The sequence below is a fragment of the Corallococcus sp. EGB genome, from assembly GCF_019968905.1.
Lineage (GTDB): Bacteria > Myxococcota > Myxococcia > Myxococcales > Myxococcaceae > Corallococcus.
The window spans coordinates 5,655,774-5,681,107 of sequence record NZ_CP079946.1; the positions used below are offsets into that span (position 1 = coordinate 5,655,774).

At 71.5% G+C, this 25,334-nt stretch carries 19 protein-coding genes; 10 read left to right on the plus strand and 9 right to left on the minus strand.

Going from position 1 to position 25,334, the window contains the following annotated elements; translation table 11 throughout:
* Positions 1-8 precede the first annotated feature (8 nt).
* Entirely contained in the window at positions 9-1,808 is a 1,800-nt protein-coding gene (locus KYK13_RS23180) for a PP2C family protein-serine/threonine phosphatase (RefSeq protein ID WP_223633369.1), read from the minus strand.
* A gap of 345 nt (positions 1,809-2,153) precedes the next feature.
* Between KYK13_RS23180 and KYK13_RS23185 the strand changes: the two genes are divergently transcribed.
* The 3 genes from KYK13_RS23185 to KYK13_RS23195 all read left to right on the plus strand — a co-directional run bounded on the left by KYK13_RS23185 (position 2,154) and on the right by KYK13_RS23195 (position 4,802).
* Positions 2,154-3,161, plus strand: coding sequence for a thiamine pyrophosphate-dependent dehydrogenase E1 component subunit alpha (locus tag KYK13_RS23185; protein ID WP_223633371.1), 1,008 nt, complete (start codon positions 2,154-2,156; stop codon positions 3,159-3,161).
* Between the two features lie 2 nt (positions 3,162-3,163).
* The gene (locus KYK13_RS23190; protein ID WP_223633373.1) at positions 3,164-4,219 is read left to right on the plus strand and encodes an alpha-ketoacid dehydrogenase subunit beta; all 1,056 of its coding nucleotides are present in this window, start codon (positions 3,164-3,166) and stop codon (positions 4,217-4,219) included.
* 115 nt (positions 4,220-4,334) lie between these two features.
* Positions 4,335-4,802, plus strand: a complete 468-nt coding sequence (locus KYK13_RS23195) for a GNAT family N-acetyltransferase (protein ID WP_223633374.1) — start codon at positions 4,335-4,337, stop codon at positions 4,800-4,802.
* 70 nt (positions 4,803-4,872) lie between these two features.
* On the opposite strand, the gene KYK13_RS23200 is transcribed toward KYK13_RS23195, so the two are convergent.
* Entirely contained in the window at positions 4,873-5,229 is a 357-nt protein-coding gene (locus KYK13_RS23200) for a TIGR02266 family protein (RefSeq protein ID WP_223633376.1), read from the minus strand.
* 127 nt (positions 5,230-5,356) lie between these two features.
* On the opposite strand from KYK13_RS23200, the gene KYK13_RS23205 reads away from it, so the two are divergent.
* The 3 genes from KYK13_RS23205 (at position 5,357) to KYK13_RS23215 (ending at position 8,176) form a co-directional block, all read left to right on the plus strand.
* Entirely contained in the window at positions 5,357-6,244 is an 888-nt protein-coding gene (locus KYK13_RS23205) for a hypothetical protein (RefSeq protein ID WP_223633379.1), read from the plus strand.
* A 207-nt stretch (positions 6,245-6,451) separates the two neighbouring features.
* Positions 6,452-7,720, plus strand: coding sequence for an SGNH/GDSL hydrolase family protein (locus tag KYK13_RS23210; RefSeq protein ID WP_223633382.1), 1,269 nt, complete (start codon positions 6,452-6,454; stop codon positions 7,718-7,720).
* A 99-nt stretch (positions 7,721-7,819) separates the two neighbouring features.
* Entirely contained in the window at positions 7,820-8,176 is a 357-nt protein-coding gene (locus KYK13_RS23215) for a DUF2845 domain-containing protein (protein WP_223633384.1), read from the plus strand.
* Here KYK13_RS23215 and KYK13_RS23220 read toward each other — a convergent pair.
* The 3 genes from KYK13_RS23220 to KYK13_RS23230 all read right to left on the minus strand — a co-directional run bounded on the left by KYK13_RS23220 (position 8,170) and on the right by KYK13_RS23230 (position 13,591).
* On the minus strand, positions 8,170-10,113 hold the full coding sequence (locus KYK13_RS23220) for a CotH kinase family protein (RefSeq protein ID WP_223633387.1): 1,944 nt from the start codon (positions 10,111-10,113) through the stop codon (positions 8,170-8,172). The genes KYK13_RS23215 and KYK13_RS23220 overlap by 7 nt on opposite strands.
* A gap of 75 nt (positions 10,114-10,188) precedes the next feature.
* Positions 10,189-10,911: a hypothetical protein gene (locus KYK13_RS23225; protein ID WP_223633390.1), complete on the minus strand. Its 723-nt coding sequence runs from the start codon at positions 10,909-10,911 to the stop codon at positions 10,189-10,191.
* Between the two features lie 10 nt (positions 10,912-10,921).
* Positions 10,922-13,591, minus strand: coding sequence for a phosphoenolpyruvate carboxylase (locus KYK13_RS23230; RefSeq protein WP_223633393.1), 2,670 nt, complete (start codon positions 13,589-13,591; stop codon positions 10,922-10,924).
* Positions 13,592-13,792: 201 nt separating this feature from the next.
* Between KYK13_RS23230 and KYK13_RS23235 the strand changes: the two genes are divergently transcribed.
* The 3 genes from KYK13_RS23235 to KYK13_RS23245 all read left to right on the plus strand — a co-directional run bounded on the left by KYK13_RS23235 (position 13,793) and on the right by KYK13_RS23245 (position 19,671).
* Complete coding sequence (locus tag KYK13_RS23235; protein ID WP_223633396.1) at positions 13,793-16,153, plus strand: immune inhibitor A domain-containing protein; 2,361 nt, start codon at positions 13,793-13,795, stop codon at positions 16,151-16,153.
* A 117-nt stretch (positions 16,154-16,270) separates the two neighbouring features.
* A complete protein-coding gene (locus KYK13_RS23240) occupies positions 16,271-18,613 on the plus strand; it encodes a glycosyltransferase family 39 protein (protein ID WP_223633398.1) in 2,343 nt (780 codons plus the stop codon).
* Positions 18,614-18,702: 89 nt separating this feature from the next.
* Entirely contained in the window at positions 18,703-19,671 is a 969-nt protein-coding gene (locus tag KYK13_RS23245; RefSeq protein ID WP_223633405.1) for a hypothetical protein, read from the plus strand.
* Between the two features lie 4 nt (positions 19,672-19,675).
* Here the strand turns inward: KYK13_RS23245 and KYK13_RS23250 are convergent, their stop codons facing one another.
* Both KYK13_RS23250 and mltG read right to left on the minus strand, forming a co-directional pair.
* Positions 19,676-21,370, minus strand: coding sequence for an ATP-binding protein (locus tag KYK13_RS23250; RefSeq protein WP_223633408.1), 1,695 nt, complete (start codon positions 21,368-21,370; stop codon positions 19,676-19,678).
* Between the two features lie 9 nt (positions 21,371-21,379).
* Positions 21,380-22,396: an endolytic transglycosylase MltG gene (gene mltG, locus KYK13_RS23255; RefSeq protein ID WP_223633450.1), complete on the minus strand. Its 1,017-nt coding sequence runs from the start codon at positions 22,394-22,396 to the stop codon at positions 21,380-21,382.
* A 135-nt stretch (positions 22,397-22,531) separates the two neighbouring features.
* Between mltG and KYK13_RS23260 the strand changes: the two genes are divergently transcribed.
* A complete protein-coding gene (locus KYK13_RS23260; RefSeq protein ID WP_223633453.1) occupies positions 22,532-23,446 on the plus strand; it encodes a LysR family transcriptional regulator in 915 nt (304 codons plus the stop codon).
* Position 23,447: 1 nt separating this feature from the next.
* On the opposite strand, the gene KYK13_RS23265 is transcribed toward KYK13_RS23260, so the two are convergent.
* Together KYK13_RS23265 and map are read right to left on the minus strand one after the other, a co-directional pair.
* Positions 23,448-24,413: a YeiH family protein gene (locus KYK13_RS23265; RefSeq protein WP_223633456.1), complete on the minus strand. Its 966-nt coding sequence runs from the start codon at positions 24,411-24,413 to the stop codon at positions 23,448-23,450.
* Positions 24,414-24,502: 89 nt separating this feature from the next.
* Positions 24,503-25,276 carry a type I methionyl aminopeptidase gene (gene map, locus KYK13_RS23270; protein ID WP_223633460.1) on the minus strand — a complete coding sequence of 258 codons (774 nt, stop codon included), beginning with the start codon at positions 25,274-25,276 and terminating at the stop codon, positions 24,503-24,505.
* Between the last annotated feature and the right edge of the window lie 58 nt (positions 25,277-25,334).

The window sequence follows — 25,334 nt, forward strand, 5'->3', positions numbered from 1 at the left end:
GCGGTTCGTCACGGCGTGGGGGCGGAGCTGAATTCGGCGACGATGACGGTGATGTCGTCGCGCTGGGGCTGGCCGGCGCTGTACGCGCGCACGTCCGCGAGGAGTGCGTCGCGCAAGGCGTCGGCGGGGAGGTGGGCGTGGGCCTGGATGGCGGCGGCCAGCCGCTGCGTGCCGTAGAGGCGGTTGGCGCCGTCGCGCGCCTCGGTGAGGCCGTCCGTGTACCAGACGATGATGTCGCCGGGGCTCAGCTGCGTCTGGCGCGACGTGAACTGCGAGGCCACGTTCGCGCCCAGCAGCGGACCGCGCGCGGGCAGCGACGCCATCTGCCGCGTGTTCCGGTTGTAGACGGCCGCCGCCGGGTGCGCGCCCGCCGCGTAGTCAATCTGGCCGCTGTACACGTCGATGACCGCGAGCGCGCTGGACATCTGGTGCTCGCCGCGGCCCACGTTGGCCAGCGTCACGTTGAGCGCGGTGATCAGCATCTGCGCGTGCACCTGCGACGGCTCGCGCAGCGTCATGGCGGAGGCGAAGCCGCTGGTGGCGCTGGTGGCGACCAGCGACGTGGACAGACCGTGGCCCGTCACGTCCCCGATGCCGATGACCACCCGCCGGTCGTCCAGCGCGGCGCGGAACCACCAGTCACCGCCGCACGCGTCCGCGGGCACCACGAGCCCGGCCAGCCGCAGCGGCCCCACCGTCACGGCCTCGCGGCCCGGCAAGAGCGTCTCCTGCACCGTGCGCGCGAGCGACACCTCGCGCTCCAGCTGCGCCTTGGCGCGCACGTCCTCCAGCAGGACCTTGATGCGCTCGGCCATGTGGTTGAACACCACGCCCAGCGTCGTCACCTCGCGGCCCGCGCCCGGAGCGGTGCCCGCGCGAGCGCCCAGGTCACCGGCGGCCAGCTGCATCACGCGGTGGGTGAGCACGCCCAGCGGCTTGGTGATGCGGCGGCTCTGGAAGGCGGCCAGCACGCCGGCCAGCACCACGAAGCCCACGCCCAATCCGACGATGCGCAGCGTGTTGGCGCGCACGGCGGCGCGGTTGGTCTCCTCCAGTTCGTGCAGCTGCTTCTGCAGGTCCTCCAGCGAGTAGCTGATCACGACCACGCCCTTGCCGCCCTGCGAGCCGTAGTCGAGCGGCTCCTGGAACTCGAAGACCGGCTGGCCCTGGAAGAAGGCGCTGGCCCAGCGGCGCTCCGCGGTGCGGCCTCCGGAGGACTCGCCCAGCCTGGCGTTGGGGTCGCTGTCCGCCACCAGCTGCCCGTCCGCGTCGTACATCTGCACGCGCAGGATGTTGCGGTTGTCCGCGATGATGGAGCGCGCCACTTCCGTGAGGAACGCGTAGTTGTTGTCGCGAAGGCTGGTGGCGGAGGTGAGCGCCAGCGTGTGGCTCACCGTCTGGCCCAGTTCGCGCGCCTGGGACTGGAGCCGCTGGGTGAAGCGGTCCGACGTCGCGGTGAGCTGCGCCTCCGTCGTCTTCGCGGACAGCGCGGCCAGCAGGCCCACGATGATGATGACCAGCGCGCCCGTGGTGAGCAGCAGCAGCTGATCCAACCGCATCCCGCGGATGGCCGCCACGTTGGGCAGCTCTCCCGCCTCCATGGGCGCGATGACCGTGCTCGTGGGCTCCGTGGGCGGCAGCCCCAGCGCTCCGGTCAGCCGGGTCGCCGTGCTCTCCCCACGCAGCGCGGTGAGCTCCCGCGAATGCGTCCCGGTGTACTCCGGTGGAGGAGGCGGGGTGCCGGGCGCCGCGTCGGGCGCATCAGGAGATTCGGGTACGGGGTCGAGGCGCGGATTCGTACGGGACAAAGGCAGACCTGGGGGAGCCCGCGTGGCAACGCGGTCGGGGCGAAGCGGACTCTATCGCACTTCCTGTTTGACGCGAGGAGACCACCTGTCGGGCTATTCCCAGCGGGCGCCCCCTCCCCCGCCCTCCCAACGGCCGTGCGCTCCCCCGGGCCGGGAGGGGCCCTCCCCAGGCCCGGGAAGCAGCGTGTCGCGCGCCATGAATGAGTTGCGCTCATTGCCGCGTCGCGCCACCCGGGGCCCAAATGGCGGTGGCAAACGCCCGTGACATCAGGGTTCTTGAGCCGGGAGGCTCCGTTCGGAGTATAGGGGCCGTCCCTTTCCTTTCCCCTTCGAGGTCCTCCGCCCGTGTCACGGCCCCGGTTGATCAAAGAGAACTCCGCGCCGCTCTCCCTGCCCCGAGAGCAGCTCATCCGCATCCATGACCTGATGGTGAAGGCGCGCGTCCTGGAGGAGCGCCTGATCCAGATGTACAAACAGGGTCACGGCTACTTCTGGATCGGCGGTCCCGGTGAGGAGGCGTTCAACGTCCCTCTCGGCCTGCTGATGAAGGTCGGCGAGGGCCCGGCCTACGACTACCTGCACGCGCACTACCGCCAGTCCGCCACGCTGCTGGCCATGGGCGAGGAGCCCATCGGGGCGCTGCGGCAGATGAAGAACACGGCGACGGACCCCTACTCCGGCGGCCGCAACTTCGCGGGCCACTTCAGCCGGCGCTCGAAGAACATCGCGCCCATCACCTCCCCCATCGAGGTGCAGTACGCCATCGCGCCGGGCTCGGCCATGGCCCAGAAGCGCCACGGCGGCGACGGCATCACCATCGTCACCGGCGGCGACGCGGGCACGGCCGAGGGCGATTTCGCCAGCTGCCTCGTCTGGAGCAGCCGCCCCGCCAACCCGCTGCCCATCCTGATCATCGTCACCAACAACAAGTGGGGCATCAGCACCACGGCGGACGGCCAGCACGGCGAGACGAACATCAGCGACCGCGCGCGCGCCTTCAACATCCCGGCGAAGACCATCAACGGCAATGATCCGGTGGAGTCCTACCAGGAGCTCCAGGCCGCGATGGACTACGTGCGCAAGGAGCGCAAGCCGTTCTTCATCGAGGCTCGGGTGTCGCGCCTGTACGGGCACTCGTCCGCGTCCGGCGCCAACTTCGTGAACGAGGAGCAGGACTGCCTGCGCCTGTTCGAGGCGCGGCTGGAGCAGGAAGGCATCCTCGACCGCAAGCAGATGGACGAGGCGCGCAACCGCTACACGGAGGAGCTGGCCGCCGCGGCGCGCACCGTGCGCGACGAGCCGCAGCCCTCCGGCGACTCCATCTGGGACCACATCTACGCGGAGAAGAAATAACCATGGCGAACATGGCACAGGCCATCCGCATGGCCCTGCACTACGCGGAAGAGCATCTGGGCGTCACCGACATCTTCGGCGAGGACGTGGGCGCCCCCCTGGGCGGCGTCTTCACCTGCACCCAGGGCCTGAAGACGGCGTGGAACAGCCCCCTGGACGAGCGCGGCATCATCGGCGCGGCCATGGGCCTGGCGATGGCGGGCAACCGCCCCGTCGCGGAGATCCAGTTCTGCGACTACATCTACAACACCATCGACCTGCTCAAGCTGGCGGGCAACACGCACTGGTCCACCAACGGTGACTGGGCGCTGCCCATGGTGGTGCGCACGCCCGTGGGCAGCGGCATCCGCGGGTCGCTGTACCACTCGCATTCCTTCGACGCGACGATGACGCACATCCCCGGCTGGAAGGTGGTGATGCCCTCCACGCCGCTGGACGCGTACGGCCTGCTCATCTCCGCGTGCCAGGACCCCAACCCGGTCATGTTCCTGGAGCCCAAGGCGCTGCTGCGCGTGAAGGGCGACGAGCGCATCCCGGGCGAGCCCGAGGACGACCGCGCGCTGTCGAAGATGATCGACGCGCCCCTGGGGGACCGCTCACAGTGGAAGCCCCAGTGGCCCGCGCTGGAGGCGTTCGCCATCCCCATTGGCAAGGGCAAGCTCGTGCGCGAGGGCACCCAGGCCACGGTGGTGAGCTACGGCCGCACCATGCCCCTGTGCATCAAGGCCGCCTCGCAGCTGGCGGAAGAAGGCCTGAGCGTGGAGGTCATCGACATGCGCTCGCTCTGGCCGTACGACTGGGAGATGATCAAGGCCTCCGTCCAGAAGACGGGCCGCGTGCTCTTCGTCAACGAGGACACCGAGGTGACGAACTTCGGCGAGCACCTGGTCCGGCGCACCGTGGAGGAGCTGTTCTACTCGCTGCTCGCGCCGCCGCGGCTGGTGGCCGGCAAGTTCGTCCCGGGCATCGGCCTGGCGGACGCGCTGGAGATGGCGTCCGTGCCGCAGCAGAACGACATCACCACCGCCCTGCGCACGCTGTGCCGCGAGCAGCCGTAACGCGCGGCGTTCCACCCACACCGTAGAAAGCCACGGGGGCCGCCGTTCCTCTTTGGAGGCCGGCGGCCCAGTCGTTAGAATCGCAACTTCCGTGTCCCAGCCCATCGTACGCACCATGACCCCCGCCCCAGACGCCAACGCCTTCCGGATCCGCCGCGCGCGTCGCGGCGACGCCGAGGTCATGGCCCAGCTGCTGCGAGAGCTGGGCTACCCCCAGGGCACCGATCAGCAGACGGTGCACTGGGTCATCAGCCATCCAGAGATTGAAATCTTCGTCGCGGGAGATCCGCAGGACCGCGCGGTGGGGATGGTGTCCTTCTCCCACCGGCCGCAGCTGCGGCTGCGCGGGCGCGTGGCCACGGTGGACGAGCTCGTCGTGTCCGAGGGCTGGCGCCGCCGGGGCGTGGGCCGCGCGCTGCTCGCGCAGGTGGCGCAGCGGGGCAAGGTGCTGAGCGTGAAGCAGCTGCAGCTCATCGCCCCCATCAACGTCACCGAGGAGACGCGCGCCTTCTACCGGGCGTGCGGCTACGTGGAAGGTGACTCCGGGGTGTTCCGCCACGCGGAGTACGAGCCCCAGCGGTAGCGGAAGGGTCCGCCGCGAGGGCCCGGCATCCCGGCCGGGCGCCTCCGCGGAAGAAGGTGCTTCGGAAGACTCAGCGCTTGAAGCTCGCGACGACGCGGCGCAGGCGCTCGTGGTCCTCTTCGCTCACGTCGGTGAAGCGCACGCCGATGGCCTCCGCCTCGTCGCGCACCCAGGCGACGATGCCCGTGAGGTGGAACTCCTCCCCGTCGATGACCATGGCCAGACGCACCTGCGCGCCCACGTCGTAGGACTTGCGCGTGCGCAGACACAGGCCCCCCGCGGACAGATTCAGCGAGTAGGCCCGCAGCGCTCTCGCCGCGTCCTCCGCCTGACCGAAGCGCACCTCGAACCGCGCCGCCACGCGCTCGTCGGCGCGACGGTTCATGTACGGGTCTGGCTCCACCGGCCCATCCAACTTCGTATTCATGCGCACCCTGACCCCCTCGGTTCTCGGACCCGAAGTGTCGGCTGGTTTCCAGGCCCGGTTCAAGAGCCCCCGGACAACGGAAACGCTCGTGTAAGTCCAAGGCCAATTTGATGCCAGGAGTTTCCGGATGAGTGCACGTCTCGTGTTGTTGGGTGGGGCCCTGATGCTGGGGCTGTGGGTGGCGGGCTGCGATGACGGAAAGACCGTCCAACCGCCAACGGATGGGGGAACGACCCTGGATTCGGGCGCGGATGCCGGAGATTCCGGGACTGTCGACGCTGGCGATGGCGGCGGCGGAAAATCCGACTTCGCGTGCAACGTCCCGAGGCAGGAGGGCTGCGCGGCGGGACAGGACTGCCTGTACACGGACCTGGCGGATGGAGGCACGGGCAGCCAGTGCTTCGCGGGCGCTTGCGACGTGGTCCGCCAGGACTGCCCGTCCGGGCAGCGCTGCACCTACGTGGGGTTGGACGGCGGAAGCACCGAGCGCCAGTGCGTCGCGGCGGGCACCGCCACGGAAGGAGCGCCGTGCCTCCTGGCCAACTCGCCTCCGGGCCAGACCTATGACACGTGCGCGGCCGGCCTCTACTGCAAGGACGAGTCGCAGGCCGACGGCGGCGCGGCCTTCTTCTGCCGCAAGCTGTGCCACGCGACGAGCGACTGCGGCTCCGGCGAGTGCAACACCGTGCTGCGGCTGCCCGGCACGCGCGAGCTGCCGCTGGTGTGCGGCCCCGCGTCCGCGCGCTGTGATCCGTTCGCGCAGGACTGCGAGAGCCCGCTGGGCTGCTACCCGGCCTCCAACGGCCCGGTGTGCGCGGGCCAGGGGACGCTGGCGGAGGGCGCCGCGTGCGAGTTCAGCAACCAGTGTTCACCGGGCAGCACCTGCGTGATGACCAACGGCCACGGCACGTGCCGCACGCTGTGCCGGACGGCCGGGGGCTCGCCGGGCTGCGCGAACGGCGCCACCTGCCGGGCCATCAACAACAACAGCGGCGTGGGCGCCTGCGCCCCGTAGAGCAACGGATTTCCCATCCAGGGGAAGCGTCCCTCCCGGGGTGGCGCGCGCGCGGGTCCTCCTGGGGCCCGGACCGCCACCGCGTGGGGAGCGCCGTGGGTCATTCGTGCCTGCCCCCCTGTTCTCGGCGATTGGCGCGCGCCGTGAATCCCCGGGTCGCCACGCGTGGACATCGTGCACATTGTCTTGCGCCGGGAGGTCGTGGGTATGGGGCTGAGGAAGGCGCTGCGCTGGGGCTGCTTTGGAGCCCTGGGCCTGCTGGCGGGCTGTGGGAGCATGGACGACGGCGCGACGGACGAGCCGGCGCGGCCTGGCCACACGGACGCGGAAGTGACGGCGCCGGCCCCCACGGACTCCGTGGAGGCCGCTCCCACGCTGACGCTGCATGACGGGCATCAGGTCCAGGCCACGCCGCCCGCGACACCTCCCCCTGCCCGCTTCCAGCCCGGCTTCCACCAGGCGCTGCGGCTCTCCAACAACGTGGGGACCGTCACCACCTACCGGCTGAAGGTGCCGGTGGGACGCGCGGGCGGCCGCGTGCGCGTCACCTTCCGTTCGGGGGACGGCACGCTGACGCTGCAGAAGGCCACCGTGGCCAAGGCCGGCGCCAACGGCGCGCTGGCGTCCGCGCCGGTGACGCTCACGTTCAACGGCCAGGCCGGCTTCACCGCGAACGCGCGCACCCTGGTGACGTCGGATCCGGTCGCGTTCCCGGTGGCGTTCCGCGACGAGCTGGCCCTCACCTTCGAGGTGAAGGGCGCCGTGGCCCAGAGCATGATCGACGCGTTCCCGGACAGCTGGATGAAGGCCGGCTCCTACGCGACCACGCAGGGCGCGCTGGGCGGCACGTCGTGGCAGAAGTCCCTGGGCGTGGCCACGGTGGACGTGGAGGGCCCGCCGGGGCGGGCGTTCGTGGCCATCGGCGACAGCATCACCGAGGGCTACATGGACACCTTCAACGACACGCGCAACGCGTGGCCGGCCCTGGTGGAGAAGCAGCTGGGCGTGCCGGTGGTGAACTCGGGCGTGTCCGGGCAGGGCTTCTGGGACGCGAACATCCAACTGCCGCAGGAGGTGCTGGCGCTCCAGGGCGTGACGGACTGCATCGTGCTCCTGGGCACCAATGACCTGGGCGCCTCCGACATGACGGTGGAGAGGCTGGAGCAGCGGATGACCCAGATCCTGGATCAGCTCCAGCCCAGGTGCCGGCTGTGGGTGAGCACGCTGCTGCCCAAGGAGAAGACGAACGAAGGCAGCTACGACCTGGTGAAGTCCCAGCGCCGCGCGTTCAACGAATGGGTCCGCGGCCTGACGCGCGCGGATGTCATCGACCTGGAGGCGGTGATGCGCCAGCCGGGCAACGCGGACCTCTTCAAGGACGGCCTGGAGGTGGACGGCATCCACCCTTCCGCGGAGGGACACCGCGTCATGGCGAACGAGGTGGTCCGGGTCCTCAAGGAGAAGGGGGGCCTGTAGCGCCGGGCCGTCCGGAAAACGCTCGCAGGGTTTGAATAGCTTCGGGGCCGCTGCGTCCAGGCGGTATTCCCGACCTTCCCCACTCCCCGGAGCCCTCCCATGCGCGCCCTTCCCGCCGCCCTCGTCGTCGCGTGCCTCGCCCTGCCCACGCTCGCCCACGCGTCTGCGCTGCGCTGTGACAACAAGCTGGTGTCCGAGGGCGCCTCGCAGGCGGACGCGCTGGCCAAGTGCGGCGAGCCCGTGACGAGGCAGAGCAAGACCGAGTACGTGACCAACAAGAGCAAGGTGAGCACGGGCCGCGGCCACTCGGAGCGCGAGGAGGCCTCCACGGAGGTCACGACGTCCACGACGGTGGAGGAGTGGACCTACAACTTCGGTCCCCACCGGCTGATGCAGGTGGCCATCTTCCGCGACGGCCGCCTCGTGGACGTGCGCAGCGGCAGCTACGGCTACTGAAGGACGCCCTCCTCGGGGTCGCGCGGAGACAGCGGCCCCAGGTACTTCTCCAGCAGCTGGCGCATGGACGCCGGCCGCAGACGCAGCCTCTCCCGGAAGTCATGCAGGTGCCCGCGCCAGGCCTCCATCGAGGCCGGCTGGCTCCAGCGGGCGACCTGGCCGGGCATCTCCGGCTCCAGCCCCTCCACCGCCGCGTCCAGGGCCGGGAGCACCCGCTCGGCCGCGAAGGTGTGCTCGATGTGCCAGAGGAAGCGCTCGATGAAGCGGGCCTTGAACTCCGGCGACTGGAGCAGCGCCCGCAGAAGCTGGGTGGACCAGGCCGGCACCTCCGGCGGGTCGTTCAGCACGCGCCCCAGGCTGTCGAAGTCCGGGCCCTGGCTCAGGGCGGCGTCCAGGTCATACACGAGCCAGCGCCAACGGCCGTCCTGGCCGTAGGGCGCGTCCTGCACGGTCTTCTTCGTGCGCAGCCGCCAGAACTTCACGTTGTTGTCCGGCCAGTCCGCGTTGCCCAGGTAGAGCTGCGCGACCTGGTAGTCGATGAAGTCCTCCACGTCCATCCGCTCGCGCACCCAGGCGTAGTGCTCCGGCACCGACAGGTCGTGCGCCGCCACGTAGGCGAGGAGGTCCTGGTAGGGCTGCGCGTCCTCGGTCTCTCCCACGCTCACGAGCCCAAAGCGCTCCAGGATGACGGCCTTCTTGCGGTCCACGCCGTAGTGGGAGGCCAGGTAGTACTCGTCCAGGCGCTCACGCATTTCGTGCAGGCCCCAGTACTCGCCGTTGATGAACACCAGCGTGGGGCGGCAGGCCTGGATCGCCAGCCGGGTCTCGGCCAGGAGGCCCTGCAGCATGCAGTCGCGCAGCTTGGTGGCGCCCTGATCCTGCCCGGACGTGCGCACCAGCAGCCGCGTGAACTCCGTCACCGGGGAGCCGGGGAACACCGCCCCCGCGAACGTCTTGGGGCCGTAGTCCTCCTTCGCGTACAGCCGCAGGCTCTTCTGCGGCAGCGCCGCGCTGCCGGAGCCGTGGATGCGCACGCCCGCGTCCTGGTCGAACACGCGGTCGCCGGAGGCCTCGAACCACTCCACGTGGACGGGGCGCTCCCAGTCCTTGCCGTCCTGCAGGTAGTTGGCCGCCTCCCAGTCGTCGGGCGCGGCCTCGGACAGGAGGCCCGGCACGTAGATGCCCTTCTCCGGGCCGAAGAAGTTCTCCGCGTCCGTGACGAGCGACAGCACCGGCAGCGTGGACGGCGCCCGCCCGATGATGAACGTGCGCGTGCGAACCGGGCCCACCGGCTCCGTGCCCGCGTACTGCCGGTAGCGAATCACCGCGGCCTGCGGCGGTTGCTCCCGTGGCTCCACCCACCGCGTGCCCTCCGCCGCGGAGGGCGCCGTCGTGGGGATGAAGGACCACCGCACCGGCGGCACGGAGCGCGGCAGCAGCGCGATGGGGCCTGAGTAGCGCGGCGACTCGCGCGTGGGCGTGGAGCCGTCCTGCGTGAAGTACGTCCGCAGCCCCGGCGCCGTGGGCAGCGCGAGCAGCGTCTCCGGCTGATAGAGCCCCGGCTGCGCGTCGAACGTCAGGTGCTGGAAGTCGACGCGGGCCCGCGCCTCGGCGCCCTGCCTGTCGCGCGCCACCACCTCCACGGTCAGCGCGCGCCGGCCCGGCCACCACGGCAGGCTCCAGCGGCCGCTGTCCAGGTCCGCGTACCCCAGGAACCGCCCGTCCTCGTACACCTCCACCCGGGCCCCGCCCGCGTCGGTCGCCACCGTGCCGAACAGCCGGTGCGTGTCCGGCGCGTGCCCGTCGATGGTGACGTGCGGTCCCGAGGGCCGTGGAAGGTCGGCCTCGTTCAGTCGGCGCTCGGGCTCCGGCGCACAGGCGGGCCCGACAAGGGCGATGAGACCAACGAGGAGGAAGGTCGAGGAACGAAGGCGCATGGGCGACTCCGTCCTTTACCAGACAAACCTTTGAGCTCCCACCGTCTTCCGACACGGTGCGGCGGGAGGCCCCCTTCACGCAGGGGGCGCGGCGGCCTCCAACAGGCCGTGCTTCTGGAGGAGCGCGGCCAGTGCCGGCGGCGCGAGCATCCAGTCCTCGCGCGTGGGCACCCAGCGCACGGGGGCACCGGCTGCGGCGAGCCGCGCGTTCACCTCCGCGATCATCGGGGCGAAGGTGGGCTGGGGCTTGTCCCAGCTCCCCACGCCCGCGGCAATCTCCACGGCGCCGGGCTCCACGCGCACCGCGGGCTGGCCCTGCACCGGCTGGATGGCGAAGCCCGGGAGGTACGGCTGCATGGCGGCGGACAGCCGCTCCAGCAGCGAGGGGTCCTCGAAGGGGTGGGCGCCCTCCGGGTCGAAGAAGGTGGGCAGCTGCGTCTGGAGCGCGTCGCGCAGCGGATCCTCCTTGCTGTCGCGCCAGGCGTGCTCCGCCAGGACGCGGGCCTCGTGGGGCACGCGGATCTCCCAGCGCTCCAGCAGCGCGAGCAGCTCCGCCACGCGCTCCACCTCCTCCCAGGGGGGCTCCACGCGCTTGAGCCAGGACACCTCCGACACCGTCTGGCCCCGGCGCAGGCCCGTCACGCGGTCTCCCTTGCGCAGCTGGAAGGGCGGCGCGTGGCTGAACTCCGGATCCGGATAGAGGGCGGTATGGAACACCCCCTGCCCCTCTTCCGGGCGCACGCGCGCGAAGCCGTGCTTGGGGTTGGTCTCCTCCACGACGAACGTCTCCTGGGCCATGGTGCCTTCTCTAACCGGTGTTCCGCATGCCCGCAGCGATGCCGTTGAGCGCCAGCAGGAGCGGCCGGTCGCACTCGCCGTCCCCGTCCCGCTTGCGCTTGAGCAGCTCCACCTGGAGGAAGGACATGGGGTCCACGTAGGGGTTGCGCAGCGCGATGCTCCGCTGCAGCTGCGGGTTGTTGTCGAGCAGCTTCGCCTCCCCGGTGAGCGACTTCACCGCGCGGCGCGTGCGCGAGTGCTCCTGCTGGATGCGCAGCCACAGGGGCCGCGTGGACGCGGGGGCGAGCTTCGCGTAGCGCGCCGCGATGGCCATGTCCGTCTTGGCCAGCACCATGGTCACGTTGTCGATGACCGCGTGGAAGAAGGGCCACTCCTTGTACATGCGCTGCAGGAGCGCCGCGCCCCCGGGCGTGGCCGCGTACTCCTCCAGCGCGCTGCCCACGCCGTACCAGGCCGGGAGGATGGCGCGCGTCTGCGTCCAGGCGAAGCTCCACGGGATGGCGCGCAGCGTCTCCAGTCCGCCCGCCTTGCGCTTGCTGGGGCGCGAGCCGATGGGCAGCGCGGAGATCTCCTCCACCGGCGTGCCCTGCATGAAGAACTCCACGAAGCGCGGGTCCTCCCAGACGAGCGCGCGGTACGCCTTGCGCCCGGCCTCCGCCAGCGTGTCGAAGGCGCCGCGGAAGGTGGACTCGTCCTCCGGAGACGGGCGCGGCTGCGCGTCCAGCGTGTGCAGGAGCACGCCGCCCACCACCAGCTCCAGCGTGCGCTGGGTGAGCTCCGGGCGCGCGTACTTGTGGTCCATCGCCTCGCCCTGTTCGGTGGCCTTGTAGGCGCCGGCCACGGTGCCCGGCGGCAGCGCGAGGATGGCCGTCTGCGCGGGGCCGCCGCCGCGCGCCACCGTCTCCCCGCGGCCGTGGAACAGGCGCAGGGGCACGTCGTGCTCGTCCGCCACCTGCGTGAGCGCCACCTGGGCGCGGTACAGCGCGGCGCTCGCGGCGAGCAGGCCCACCTCCTTGCCGGAGTCGCTGTAGCCCACCATCACCTCCTGCACCCCGCGGCTCTTCAGGTGCTGGCGGTACCCGGGGTGGGCGAAGAGCTGGCGCAGCACGTCCGGCCCGCCATCCAGCGCGCCCAGCTGCTCGAAGAGCGGCGCCACGTCCACGGTGGCGCACTGCCTCTCCTCGTCCCAGAGCCCCGCGTGCTTCAGGCACCGGAAGGCGGCCAGCACGTCCTCCGCGGTGGAGGCCATGGAGAGGATGAGCGTGCGGCAGACGGACTCGCCGCCCTCGTCCTGCCCTTCGCGCAGCTTCGCCAGCACCTCCAAGAGCCGCTTCCCGCCCTCCGTGGGGGCCGGGCCGCCGTCAAACGACGCCGCCGCGCTCACCGCGTCCTCCGCGGGCGCGCGCACCTCCAGCTCCCCCAGGCCCAGGCCCAGCGCGCGGACGCGCTCGGACATGCGGCGCACCTCCCGCAGGCCCGCGTGCTCCGCGCGCGCCGCGAAGAGCGACCGCTCCAGCACCGCCAGGTCCTCCAGCAGCGCCTCCGGCGAGCGGTAGGCCCCGGGTGACAGCGTGGACGCCCTCCCCTCTCGCCGCGCCAGCACGTGCTCCAGCGCCAGCGTCAGCCGCTCCTCCATGAAGCGCAGCTTGCGGCGCCACGGCTCGCCCAGCGTGCGCGGGCCCTGCTGCTTCGCCACGTCCGGCAGCGCCTTCGCGTCCTCCTCCAGGGAGCGCTCCAGCTCCTGGGTGGGGCGCGCGTGCCGCTCCGACTGGGACAGCATCCCGCCCAGCCGCTCCACGTCGCGCAAGAGCAACCGCAGGCCCCGGGCGCGGTGCGCGCGCAGCGTGTCCGCGAACACCTCCGGCGTCACCAGCGGGTTGCCGTCCATGTCGCCGCCCACCCACGAGTGCACGCGCACGGGCGTGTCCAGCGCGCCCAGGGGCTCGCCGTAGGCGCGCTCGAAGGCCCAGTCCAGCGCCTCCGGCAGCCGGGCCACCGGCTCCGCCAGCATCTCCTCCACGTACCAGTGGACGTTCTTCACCTCGTCGCCCACGGTGGGGCGCGCGCGGCGCAGTTCGTCCGTCTGCCAGAGCGCGGTGATCTCCTCGCGCATCGCGGTGAGGTTCGCGGCGGCCTCGCGCGGCGTGAGCGAGCACCGGTCGCGCTCCTCCAGCAGCTGCGCCAGCCGGTAGAGCTTCTCCAAGAGCGTGCGCCGCACCGCCTGGGTCGGGTGCGCGGTGAACGTGAGCGTCACCTTCAGCGTCCCCAGCGCTTCACGCACCTTGTCAGCGCTCACGCCCGCGGCCTTCAGCGTCAGCAGTGTGGCCTCCAACGACCCCTTCTGCGGCCGGGTGGCGGTGGGGCTCGCGTGGGCCCGCGCGCGGCGGATGCGGTGGTGCTGCTCCGCCAGGTTCACCAGCTGGAAGTAGACGGAGAAGGCGCGCAGCACCGGCTCCACCTGCTCCGACGGCAGCCGCCGCAAAACCGCCGCCAGCTCCGCCGCCGCGGCGCGTCGTCCGGCCACCGGCCCCCGCCGACGCTGGATGGCCAGCTGGCGGACCTCCTCCTCCTTGTCGAAGAGGGCCTGGCCCTCCTGCTCCACCAGCACCTCACCCAAGAGCCGGCCCAAGAGCCGGACATCCCGCCGCAGCGGGGGATCCACGGGACGTGAACGCGCCATAACGGACCGGAACCGTAGTCCCTCGCCCCCGGCCCCCTCCTACCCATTCTTGAATTTTCGCCCGCCAGCCGACGGATGACCCACTCCGTCCTTGCAGGAAAAATTTAACCACCCGGTCTTCCCAAAAGGGCAGGGCTTCCATTAGAAACTGGGCCTTCCCGGACCCCACCGGGATGTCTGACCAGACCCCAAGGAGTGGCAATGCGGAAAAACCCGTCTTGGCTGGCCATTGGCCTGCTCGCACTCGCCGCGCCATCCGCCTACGCGGAGCGTGCGTGGTACGAGAAGCCGCAACCGGACATCGCCCCGACCCAGAAGTCGGCGGGGCTGCGCTCTTCGTCGGTGGTCCAGGACATCACGGATGACCTGCCCCACCGTCTGGGCGAGCAGCAGAAGGAGCTGAAGGCGCAGGCGCTGAGGGAGCGGCTGGAGGGTCGCGGTCAGCCCGGCAAGGTGCAGAAGCTGGCGAACGGCAAGTTCGTGGAGCTCGGGCTGGAGCGCACGGACCGCATCTTCGTCATCCTGGTGGAGTACGGCACGCAGATCCACCCGGTGTTCGGCAACCCCGCCACCAACCCGGGCGGCAACATCCCCGGCCCGCTGCACAACCAGATTCCGGCCCCGGACCGCGCGGTGAACAACACCACCATCTGGCAGCCGGACTACAACCGCGAGCACTTCGAGAAGCTCTACTTCGACACGACGCCGGGCGCGGACTCGGTGGCGAACTACTACAAGGCCGCGTCGTCCGGCCGCTACACCGTGTCCGGCACGGTGTCCGAGTGGGTGAAGGTGCCGTACAACTCCGCCCGCTACGGCAACAACCTGTGCGGCAGCTCCAACTGCTCCAACTCCGTGTGGCCGCTCATCAGCGACGCCATCAAGGTGTGGACGAATGATCAGCTGGCCGCCGGCAAGACGCCCGCGGAGATCAAGGCGTACCTGGACACGTTCGACACGTGGGACCGGTACGACTACGACGGCGACGGCGACTTCAACGAGCCGGACGGCTACATCGACCACTTCCAGATCGTCCACGCCGGCATGGGTGAGGAGGTCGGCGGCGGCGCGCAGGGCCCCAACGCCGTGTGGAGCCACCGCTGGTTCGCGTACAGCACGGGCCTGGGCCCGGATGGCGCCGGCCCCGCGTGGAACCCGAACGGCGGCGCGCGCTTCGGGCCGGGCGTGGACAAGTGGGTGGGCGACTACACCATCCAGCCGGAGAACGGCGGGCTGGGCGTGTTCGCGCACGAGTTCGGCCACGACCTGGGCCTGCCGGACCACTACGACACGACGAACGCGGCGGACAACGGGACGGGCTTCTGGACCATCATGTCGTCCGGCTCGTACCTGAACGACGGCACCACGGACATCGGCAGCCGTCCGGGTGACTTCTTCGCCTGGGACAAGCTTCAGCTGGGCTGGCTGGACTACGCCAGCACGGCGGCGGGCCTGTACTCGTACCACAACCTGGGCCCCGCGGAGTTCACCTCGGCGAACGCGAAGCAGGCGCTCGTGGTGAAGCTGCCCGGCAAGCCCGTCGCGCAGCCCACCACCGCGCCGTGGGAGGGCCAGGGCATGTGGCAGGGCGGCCAGGGCAACAACCTGGACCGCGTGCTGGAGAAGACGGTGAAGCTGCCCAACAAGAAGCCCATCACCTTCTCCTTCCAGACCTGGTTCGACATCGAGGAGGACTGGGACTACGGCTACGTCGCGCTCTCCGTGGAGGGGGGCCCGTTCGTGAACCTGCCCAGCGCGGTCAGCCGCAACACGAACCCCTTCGGCAACAACCTGGGCAACGGCATTACCGGCAAGTCGGCCGGGTGGGTCCCGCTGGAGTTCGACCTGTCCGCCTACGCGGGCAAGACCGTCACCGTGAAGATCCGCTACAAGACGGACGGGGCGGAGTTCGGCAAGGGCTTCCTGGTGGACTTCGTGCAGCTGTGGGCGAAGAACACCTACGTCTTTGGTGACGACGGCGAGTGGGGCCACAAGTGGTGGGACAAGTCGACGTTCTTCCCCACGGACGGCACCAACACCTTCTACGACCACTACTACCTGGCCGAGTGGCGTCAGTTCCGCGGCTACGACGAGGGGCTGGCCACGGGTCCCTACAACTACGGCTTCAGCGCGGATGGCCTGGGGAACTGGGCGGAGCGCTACTCCTACAACCCCGGCCTGCTCGTCACCTACTGGGACACGTCGCAGCTGAACAACAACGTGTCGCAGCACCCGGGCGCGGGCCGCATCCTGCCCATCGACGCCCGCCCGCAGCCCCTGCAGCGCAGCGACGGCCGCTACTGGTCCGGCCGCGTGCAGACGCACGACGCGACGTTCGGTCTGGACCCCAGCTTCCCGCTGTCGCTCAAGCCCAACGGCTTCCCGCGCAACGACTACCCCTCGCAGCCCGCGGTGCCGGTGTTCAACGACACGAACGAGTTCTGGTACGCCTCGCAGCCGTACGGCGGCGTGAAGGTCCCGAAGACGGGCACCATCATCGAGGTGCTGTCGGTGAACCCGAGCGAGACCGTGATGGAGGTCCAGGTGCGTCCGGTCGAGTGAGCGCCTGACCGGCGTCACCGCCGAGCCGCAGGGGAAGGCCGGTCCCGCTTCGACGCGGGGCCGGCCTTTCGCGTTCGTGGGGACAGCCTCCGCGGGACCTGTAGGATGGGGCCGCTCGTGAATGCTCCGTCCGCGCCGCCGCTCGCGTCCCGTCCCTGGTTCGTCCCGGGGGTGCTCGGGCTCCTGTGCCTCTTCCACATCGTCCTGGGGCTGACCCTGCTGCCCGCATGGATGTTCGGGAAGTATCCGGACAGCGCGCGCATGCTGGCCCAGGGGACGCTGTCCCCGGAGCAGGGTGCGGACTTCAGCCCGCTCTACCTGCTGCTCAACGTGCTGGTGTCGCCCGGGCCCTTGCGCGTCCTGCAGAGCCTGGCGGGCGCGGCGGGGCTGTGGGCCGTGTACGTGCTGGGCGCTCGGCTGGTGTCGCGCGCGGCGGGGCTGGTGGCGGCGGCGCTCCTGGCGGTGACGGTGCCGGTGCTGCTGTACGAAGCGACGCTGGAGCCCGACCTGCTGGTGATGGTGTTCAACCTGGCGGCGCTGGCCCTGCTCTCCGCCGCGAGCCCGGGCTTCAGGACTCGCTCCGTGGTGGGCGCGGGCCTGCTGCTGGGACTGTCAGGGGCGACGCGGCCCACGGGGTTGTTCATCCTGGGGCTCGCGGCGCTGTGGATGGTGCGGGAGGCGTGGGGGCAGCCCGCGCGGCGGGGGCGCTGGCTCGCGCCGGGGCTGCTGCTGGCCGTGGGGTTCTCGGCGTCCGCGCTGCCGACGCTCGCGGTGCGCGCGAAGGTGGGCTCGCAGGTGGGTGCGACGATGAGCGCGGGCGCGGTGCTGCACATGGGCAACCGGCCGGAGGGCACGGGCCTGGGCGCGCAGCCACCCACGCTGCTGAAGCAGTACGAGGCGCAGCTGCGCTCCGTGGATCGTCCGGACTACGCCCACCACCTCTACCGCGAGTTCGCGCGCGCGGACGTGGGCCATGCGCTGGCCCCGGCGGACGCGGAGCTGTTCTGGGTGAAGAAGACGTGGGCCTTCGCGACATGGGAGCCGGGCACGTTCCTGGGGCTCATGGGCCGGAAGCTGGCGTTCTTCCTGTTCGGGCCGGACGGGCACGACCTGGTGGAGGTGCGTCGCGCGGAGGCGCGGCTGTCCGAGTGGCCGCTGGTGAGCGCGCAGGCGCTGGGGTTGATGGGCTTGGCGGGGCTGCTCGTCGCGCTGATCCGCCGCGAGCGGGTGGGCTGGGGGGTGCTGTATCTGTTCGCCAGCTCCGTGCTCGCGCTGGGGTTCTACGTGGTGAGCCGCTACCGCGTCGCCGCGCTGCCGGCATGGGCCCTGTTCGCGGGCGTGGGCGTCGCGGCGGTGTTCCAGGCGCGACAGCGGCCCAGGGCGCTGACGCTGTATGCCGGCCTGACGGCGGCGGTGTTCACGCTGCCGGTGCTCTTCCCCTTCGTGCGCGACGTGCAGCGGCAGTTCGAGCGCGGCGAGACGAACGCGGCGGATGCCTCCACCCTGGCGTCCGCGCTGGCGGCGGGGCGCTATGACGAAGCCACGCGCGCGTTCGAGCGCCTCCAGGCGGCGCAGCCCTTCACGGCGATGCTGCGCCCGCTGCGCGGTGTGCCGTTCGAATCTCCCGAGGTGGCGGCGCGTTCCGCGGCGCTGTCGCTCCAGCGGTTCGGGGCGGACACGCCCATGGACCTCTTCTTCATGGCGGAGCTGGCGCGGCGCGCGGGACACTGTGAGCAGGCGCTGCCCGCGGCCGAGGCCGCCGCCGAGGCGGGCTTCCGGGGCGTGCTCTATGACACGTCGTTGGATCCGCTGCTGGTGTCCGCCCGGTGCCGGCTGGCGGCTGGCGAGCGGGAGCGGGCGCTGGCCGACGCGGCGGAGTCCCTGAAACGGCGAGGCGGCACGTTGGACGCGCTGGCGTTCGCGGTCGCGGGCGCGGAGGCGCTCGGGGATCCTCGTCGCGAGTCGTGGGAGGCGGAGCTGTTCGCGATGCACGACTCCCTGGATGCGCGGCACGCGCGGGCCTCCGAGCGCCTGGCCTGGGGCAACGCGGCGGGAGCATTGTCGGACGCAGAAGGGGTGCTCGCCCTGTTCCCGGAGCTCTCGCCGACGGAGTACCTCCGGGCGCGGGCCCTGGCCGCGTTGGGACGGAACGCGGAGGCGCTCCGGTCGTATACCGTCGCGCTGCAGCGCACGCCGAATGCCGCGTTTCCCACCGCCCCCATGGAGGACGCGGTGGCGGCGCGCCTCACGGAGGCTCCGGAGGATTGGCGGGTGGTGGCCATCGCCGCGGAGCACCACCTGCGCGCGGGACGGCTGGAACTGGCTCGCGAGCTGTACGCGCGGGCCTCCGCGCTTTCGCCCAAGGATGCGGGGCTGGCGCGAATCGTCGGGGAGCTGACGGCCGCGACGCCCTCCGGAATCACGGTGCCACCGCCCACCCGCGTCCAGGCAACGCCGTGAGCCCGGAGTGCTGTCCGGGTTGAAGGAATCCCGACACCCGGCGCACGGCCCTGGACGACGGACGGTCGCCAGGCACTACGGTGGCCGCCATGGCCGAGTGCCCCGTGGGTGGTCCCGCCTCCCCCTCCCCTCCTCCTGAACCTCCCTCCGACGTCGCCGCCGCCGTGGCGCTGGAGCCCACGGATCCGCTCTCCGTGCTCAACCAGGCGTTCCGCGATGCGTATGCCGCCCGCCGCGAAGCCGTGCTGTCACGCATGGGGCCCGTCATCGCGCAGATCGACGACGTGCTCATCCTCCGGATGCGCGGTCAGCGCTTCGAAGCCCCCGCACGCTCGCGCCGCTACCACGAATACAAGTCCGTCACCCACGTCCCCCTCGCGCTCCATGTCCTGCTGGCCGGCCAGAAGGACTCGCTCGATGACGAGACGCGCACGCGGCTCATCACGCTGCGGCGCCTCATCACCGCGTCGTCCCAGAGCCTGGACACCCGTGGCCTTCCAGCGGACGCCCTGGCCCGGCAGCATCGCCTGCTCGATGCGTCGCTCGCGCTCGTGGACTCCGTGCTCGCCTCGAACCGCGTGACGCAGGCGGAGCTCTCCGCGTTCATCCACGCCCAGGTGCCGGACCTCATGAAGAACGCCGAGGACGCGGCGAGGGATCAAATCGAAACGATGCATGCCTCGGTCGAGGCATGGAAACGCCAGATGACCGCCGAGGAGCGCGGCCAGCTGCGCGCCGTGGTGGCCGCTTCGCACATGTCGCGCCCCGGCAACGTGGCCGCCCAGTACTTCTCCATCACCCTGGGCGACACCTGGGAGGGCCGCTTCCACGAGGAGGATCCCCACCCCGGCAAGCGCGTGCTCTCCTCCGAGGCCACGTTCGACGAGCCCGCGGCCTTCGCGCTGCTCGCCACGCACGTGCTGGATGCGCGCACTTCGCGCGGCATCTTCGGCGAGGAGGCGCGCATGGCCAGGGATCTGCTCGCGGACGCGGCCGAGCGTATCCTCGCGGGCATGTTCCAGACGTCGCCCCAGCCGCCCGGCGCGGCCACGCCCTGACGGCTCAGGGCCGCGTGAGCGGCAGCTCCACCACGACCGTCGCGCCCTCGCCCAAACGGCTGTCCAGGGCCACGCGCCCGCCCTCGGCCTCCACGATGGTGCGGGTGAGGTAGAGCCCCAGGCCCAGGCCGCCGTAGTGGCGCTCGGACACCGCGCGCCCGTAGCGCTCGAAGAGGCGGGACCGCTGGTCCGGCGCGATGCCGATGCCTTCGTCTCGCACCGTGAGCCGCGCCATGGGGCCGTCCACCACGAGCCGCACCGACACCGGCGTTCCGGCGCCGTACTTGAGGGCGTTGTCCAACAGGTGGTCCAACACCTGCGCCAGCCGCACGCGGTCGAAGCAGCCGCGCACGGACGCTGGAGCCTCCACCTGGAAGTCGCAGTGCTCCACGGCGAACCTCGGCGCGAACCCGGCGGCCACCTCGCGCACCACCTCCGCGACGTCCACCTGCTCGCGCTGCAGGCGGAAGGTGCCGGCGCTGATGCGCGACACATCCAGCAGGTCGTTCATCAGATCCGTGAGCCGGCGGACCTGGCGGTTCCCCGTATCGACATGGGCCTCGATGATCGGCGCGAGCGGCGAGTCCGGATGCGCCTTCACCGCGCGCGAGAGCGCCTGGAGCTTCAGGCTCAGGGGCGTCAGCGGCGTCTTCAGCTCGTGGCTCGCGACGGAGAGGAACTCGTCGCGCAGGCGGATGGCCTCGCGCGCGCCCTGCAGCAGCCTTGCGTTGTCCACCGCGAGCGCGGCCAGGTTCCCCAGCTCCTGGGCGAAGCGGAGGTCCTCGTCGCCGTAGCGGCGGCCGGACGTGGTGCTCAGGAAGGTCAGCGCGCCCAGGATGTGCCCCCGGGCCAGCAGCGGCACGGTGAGCAGCGAGCGGATGCCCACCTGCCGCATCGTCACCAGGTGGTCGGCGTCCTGCGCCACGGACTCCATCAGCGCGTCCGTCACCTCCGTCAGCAGGGTGGGGCTGCCGGTCGCCAGCGCCACCGCGGGCGGATAGCGGGGCCGCTCCCGGGGCACCGGCGTCAGCCGCTGCACGGTGGCCACGAGCGGCGCCTGGGAGGCATCCGCCGCCACCACCTGGGCGCGCTCGAAGTGGCCGTCCGGGTGCAGCACATCCACGATGCACCAGTCCGCGAGCTCCGCCACCGACAGGTTCGCCAGCGACGCCAGCGTGGCGGACGCGTCCAGCGTCGACGAGAACAGCTCGCTGGCCCGATCCAGGAACGCGGCGCGCTCCTCGCCCAGGACCTGGGCGTGGATGTCGATGCAGGTGCCCACCCATTCGAGCACGGTGCCGTCCGCATCCCGCACGGGCGCGCCCCGCGCGAGCATCCACACGTACGCGCCATCCGCGCGGCGCAGGCGGTAGCGCACCACGAAGGGCGCGCTCTGGGCCCGGGCCTGCTCCCACACGGCCAGGGTCCGTTCTCGGTCATCCGGGTGCAGGGCGAGCAGCCACCCCGGGTGGCGCATCTGTTCCGGCGTCTGGCCGGTGAAGGCCGTCCACGAGGGAGAGATGGGCGCCTGCGCATCGCTCGCGGGGTTCGAGGTCCAGGTCACCTGCGCCGCGGTCTCCAGCAGCCGGCGGAGCCGCTCGTTCTCCTGGCGCAGCAGGGTCACCTCGTCACGCGAGGCGACCTCGGCACCGACCTGGGGCATGGAGACACGGCTCGGGTCCAGGAGGGGGGACGTCATCGCTACGCCTCAGTAGACGTTGTATTTGGCCCGGAGGGCCTCGTGCTCCTGCGCGTTGCGCGACGGGTGCAGGACCTTCTGCGCATCGTGCAGGTAGTACCAGTAGTCGCTCTTCACCGGCCGCAGCGCGGCGAGCAGCGAGTCCACCGTGGGCGCGCCAATGGGGCCCGGCGGCAGCCCCGCGCGCGTGCGCGAGTTCCACGGATCCGTGTTGTCCCGTAGCCGCTTGAGGAACGCCTTGCGGTCGTTCCACTCCGCCAGCTCGTAGCGGCTGGTCGCGTCCACGCCCAGCGGGAAGCCCTTGTCCACGCGCTTCCAGAGGATGCCCGCGACGAGCGCGCGCTGGGACGGCACCGGCTCCTCGCGCTCCAGCATGGAGGCCATCACGACGATGTCGTGCAGCGAGCGGCCGCTCTTGGCGATCTCGTCCTTGTGCTCGTCGTAGAAGCGCGCGCGGAAGGTGTCGATCTGCCGCTGGATGAACGCCTCCACCTTGAAGTTGTCCGCGATGATCCCGTACGTCTCCGGATACAGGTAGCCCTCCAGGCTGCGCGTGGGCATCGGGAACGGGGCCGTGAAGTGCTCCGGGTGGCTGGCCGCGGCGATGTACTCGCCCGGCTTGATCAGCCCCTGGGCCGCGAGCACCTGGTCGGTGTCGCGCAGGCGCCAGCCTTCAATCATCGCGAAGGGCACGTCCTCCGGCAGCGGCTGACCTTCCAGGGCGGTGGCCAGGTCCGCCACGGACGCGGTGGGGCTCAGCAGGAAGCGGCCCGCCTTCACCTTGAGTCCGCCCCGGCGCCACAGGTGGAAGCGCCACACGGTGGCGTCATCCAGGAAGCCCTGGTCCTGGAGCTGCTGGCCCAGCGAGCGCGCGGACGCGCCCTTCTTCACCACGAACTCCTTGGGGGCCGGATCCGCCGCCGCGTGCGGCGCGGTGGTGGCGTTCTGGAAGTGCATGAACGTCCCGCCCACGCCCGCGACCGCCAGGACGATGAGCACGAGGAGCGCGACCAGGATCTTCTTCATATGGGGCGCCAACCTATCAAAGGCACTGACGCTTCCAACGAGATCCACCGTCCCGCCGGCCGGGCAGGCGGACGTAAGCGCCCCCTTCTCAACACCCACCGATGAGGGCGCCCCTTCCCTCACGCCTCGTCTAGGATGGCGGCCTTGTTCGTCGACCCCCGCCGGCTCGAAACGTTCCGCGTCGTCGCCTCGACGGGGCAGATCTCCGCTGCCTCGCGCCAGCTCCACCTGTCACAGCCCGCCGTCACCGCGCAGATCCGGCAGTTGGAGGCGGACTGCGGCCAGCCGCTCCTGGTGCGGACCGCGAGGGGCGTGCGGCTGAACGCGGCGGGGCGCGTGCTCTTCGACTACGCCCAGCGGATCCACGGCCTGCTGGACGAAGCGGCGCTCGCCATCGCGGCCGGGGAGACCCTCACCGGCGAGCTCGCGCTGGCGGCGAGCACCACCGTCGCCAACGCCATCGTGCCGGGACTGCTGGCGTCGTTCCTGCGCACGCACCGTGAACTGCAGGTCCGTCTGGAAGTGGGCAACACGCGCGAGGTGCTGGCGTGGCTGTCGGAGGGCCGGGTGCCGCTGGGGTTGGTGGAGGGCCACGCGCGGGCGCCCGGCATCCGGCTGGAGCGCTACCTCGACGACGAGCTCGTGCCGGTGGTCGCGTCGGAAGGCCCGGCCGAGTGGCTGCGCATCCGCACGATGGAGGCGCTGCGGGAGGTGCCGCTGCTCTGGCGGGAGCAGGGCTCCGGCACCCGCGCCGTCCTGGACCGGGCCCTGCGCAAGGCGGGCGTGCGCAAGGGGCCGCAGCGCGGAGACCTCCAACTGGGCAGCACGGAGGCCATCAAGCGGGCCGTGTCCCTCGGGATGGGCGTGGCGCTCTTGTCCCGCTGGAGCATCCACGGCGAGCTGTCCCTGGGCCGCTTCCAGGTGCTGCCCGTGCCCGGGCTGCGCATCCCGCGCGCGTTCTCCTGGGCCCTGCCCGTGGATGAACCGTCCGGCGCCGCGGGCAGCTTCCTGCGCCACGCCCGCGCCACGCCCCCGGTGCTGCTGCCCTGACTCACGTGGCCAGGCCCAGCCGCAGCGCCCCCAGGCACAGGCCCGCCATGATCAGCCACAGCGCCACCGCCTGCGCGAGCGGCCGCAAGCCCACGGCGCGCAACGTCTCGCGCGTCAGGCCGGAGCCCAGCAGGAACAGCGTCACGACGAGCAGCTGCCTCGCGACGGCCGCCACCCCCTGCCCCACCGGCTTGAGCCCGGGGAACACCGTCACCACCGCCGCCGCGCCTAGGAACCCGGCGATGAACCACGGCCTGCGCACCTTGCCCGTCACCGCGTGTCCCTCGCGCCGCTGCCACGCCGCCAGCCCCAACGTCAGCGGGAGGATCCAGAGGGCCCGCGCCAGCTTCACGGGCGTGGCCACCGCCAGGGCCTCGGGGCCATAGCGCAGCGCCGCGCCCACCACGGAGCTGGTGTCGTGGATGGCCATCGCGCACCACAGCCCGAACTGGTGCGGCGTCAGCCCCACCGCGTGGCCCACGACGGGGAAGACGAACAGGGCCACCGCGTTGAGCAGGAACACCGTGCCCAGGGCCACGGACGTCTCATGCTCCTGGGGCCGCAGCACCGGCACCACCGCCGCGATGGCGCTCCCGCCGCAGATGGCCGTGCCCACGCTGATGAGCAGCCCCGTCACGCGAGGCACGCCCAGCAGCCGGGCGAGCCCCACGCCCAGCGTCAGGCACAGCGCGATGCCCACCACCGTGTAGCCCAGCCCCTCGCGCCCCGCCGTGAGCACCGTGCGCAGGTCCATGCCGGCGCCCAGCCCCACCACCGCCAGGGACAACAGCCGCGGCGTCAGGGCCCGCGTCCTCGCGGAGTACGGATTGCCCACGGTCAGGGCCACGCACAGCCCCGCGAGCAGCGCCACGCCAGTGGAGACGAGGGGCAGCAGACACAGCGCCGCGCCGAGCGGCATCAGGACATGCCCGGGCGTCCAGGCCCGGGGCCGCGCGGCGGGAATCATCGGAGGCGTTTCCATGGGCCAGGAGATGCGCCGGACAGCCTCCAAGCACCAGATGGCAGAAGCGATGTGCCATCAGCAATCTGGATACCTCACGGGATGTGCAGCGACAGCTCGTTGGGCGTGAGGATTTCGCAGCCGTCGCGGGTGACGAGCACGGTGTGCTCGAACTGGGCGGACAGGCTGCCGTCCGCGGTCACGACGGTCCATCCGTCCGGCATCATCCGGATGTCCGGGCGCCCCAGGTTGATCATCGGCTCGATGGTGATGACCATCCCCGAGCGCAGCGTGATGCCCGTGCCCGCCCTGGCCACGTGCGGCACGTGCGGCTCCCCGTGCATCTGCCGTCCGATGCCGTGGCCCCCGAACTCCTCCACCACGCTGCACCCCTCCGCCTTCGCCAGCGCCATCACCGCCGCGCCAATGTCCCCCAGCCGCGCGCCGTGCCGCACCACGGACACGCCCACGTCGCGGCAGCGCCGCGCCACGTCCACGACGTGCCTCGCATCCGCGGAGACCTCGCCAATCATGAACGTGGCGGACGTGTCCCCGTGGAAGCCGTCCAGGTGCGTCGTGACGTCCACGTTGACGATGTCCCCGGACTTCAGCACCTCGTCCGTGCGCGGGATGCCATGGCAGACCACGTGGTTGCGGCTGGTGCACACCGTTGCGGGATAGCCCTTGTAGCCCAGCTGGCTGGGCGCGCCCCCGCGCCGGGCCGTGTCCTCGCGAACCCACGCGTCGATGTCCGCCGTCGTCACGCCCGGCCTCAGCCGGGACGCCACGTGCGCCAGCGTGCCCGCCGCCGCGCGGCCCGCGAGCCGCAGCCGCTCCACCTCACTGCCCTTGAAGAGAGGAATGCCCATGCCGGGCAAGCTGGCACCCGCCCGTCTGGAGCGTCCAATGCTGTTCCAGCATCACGCG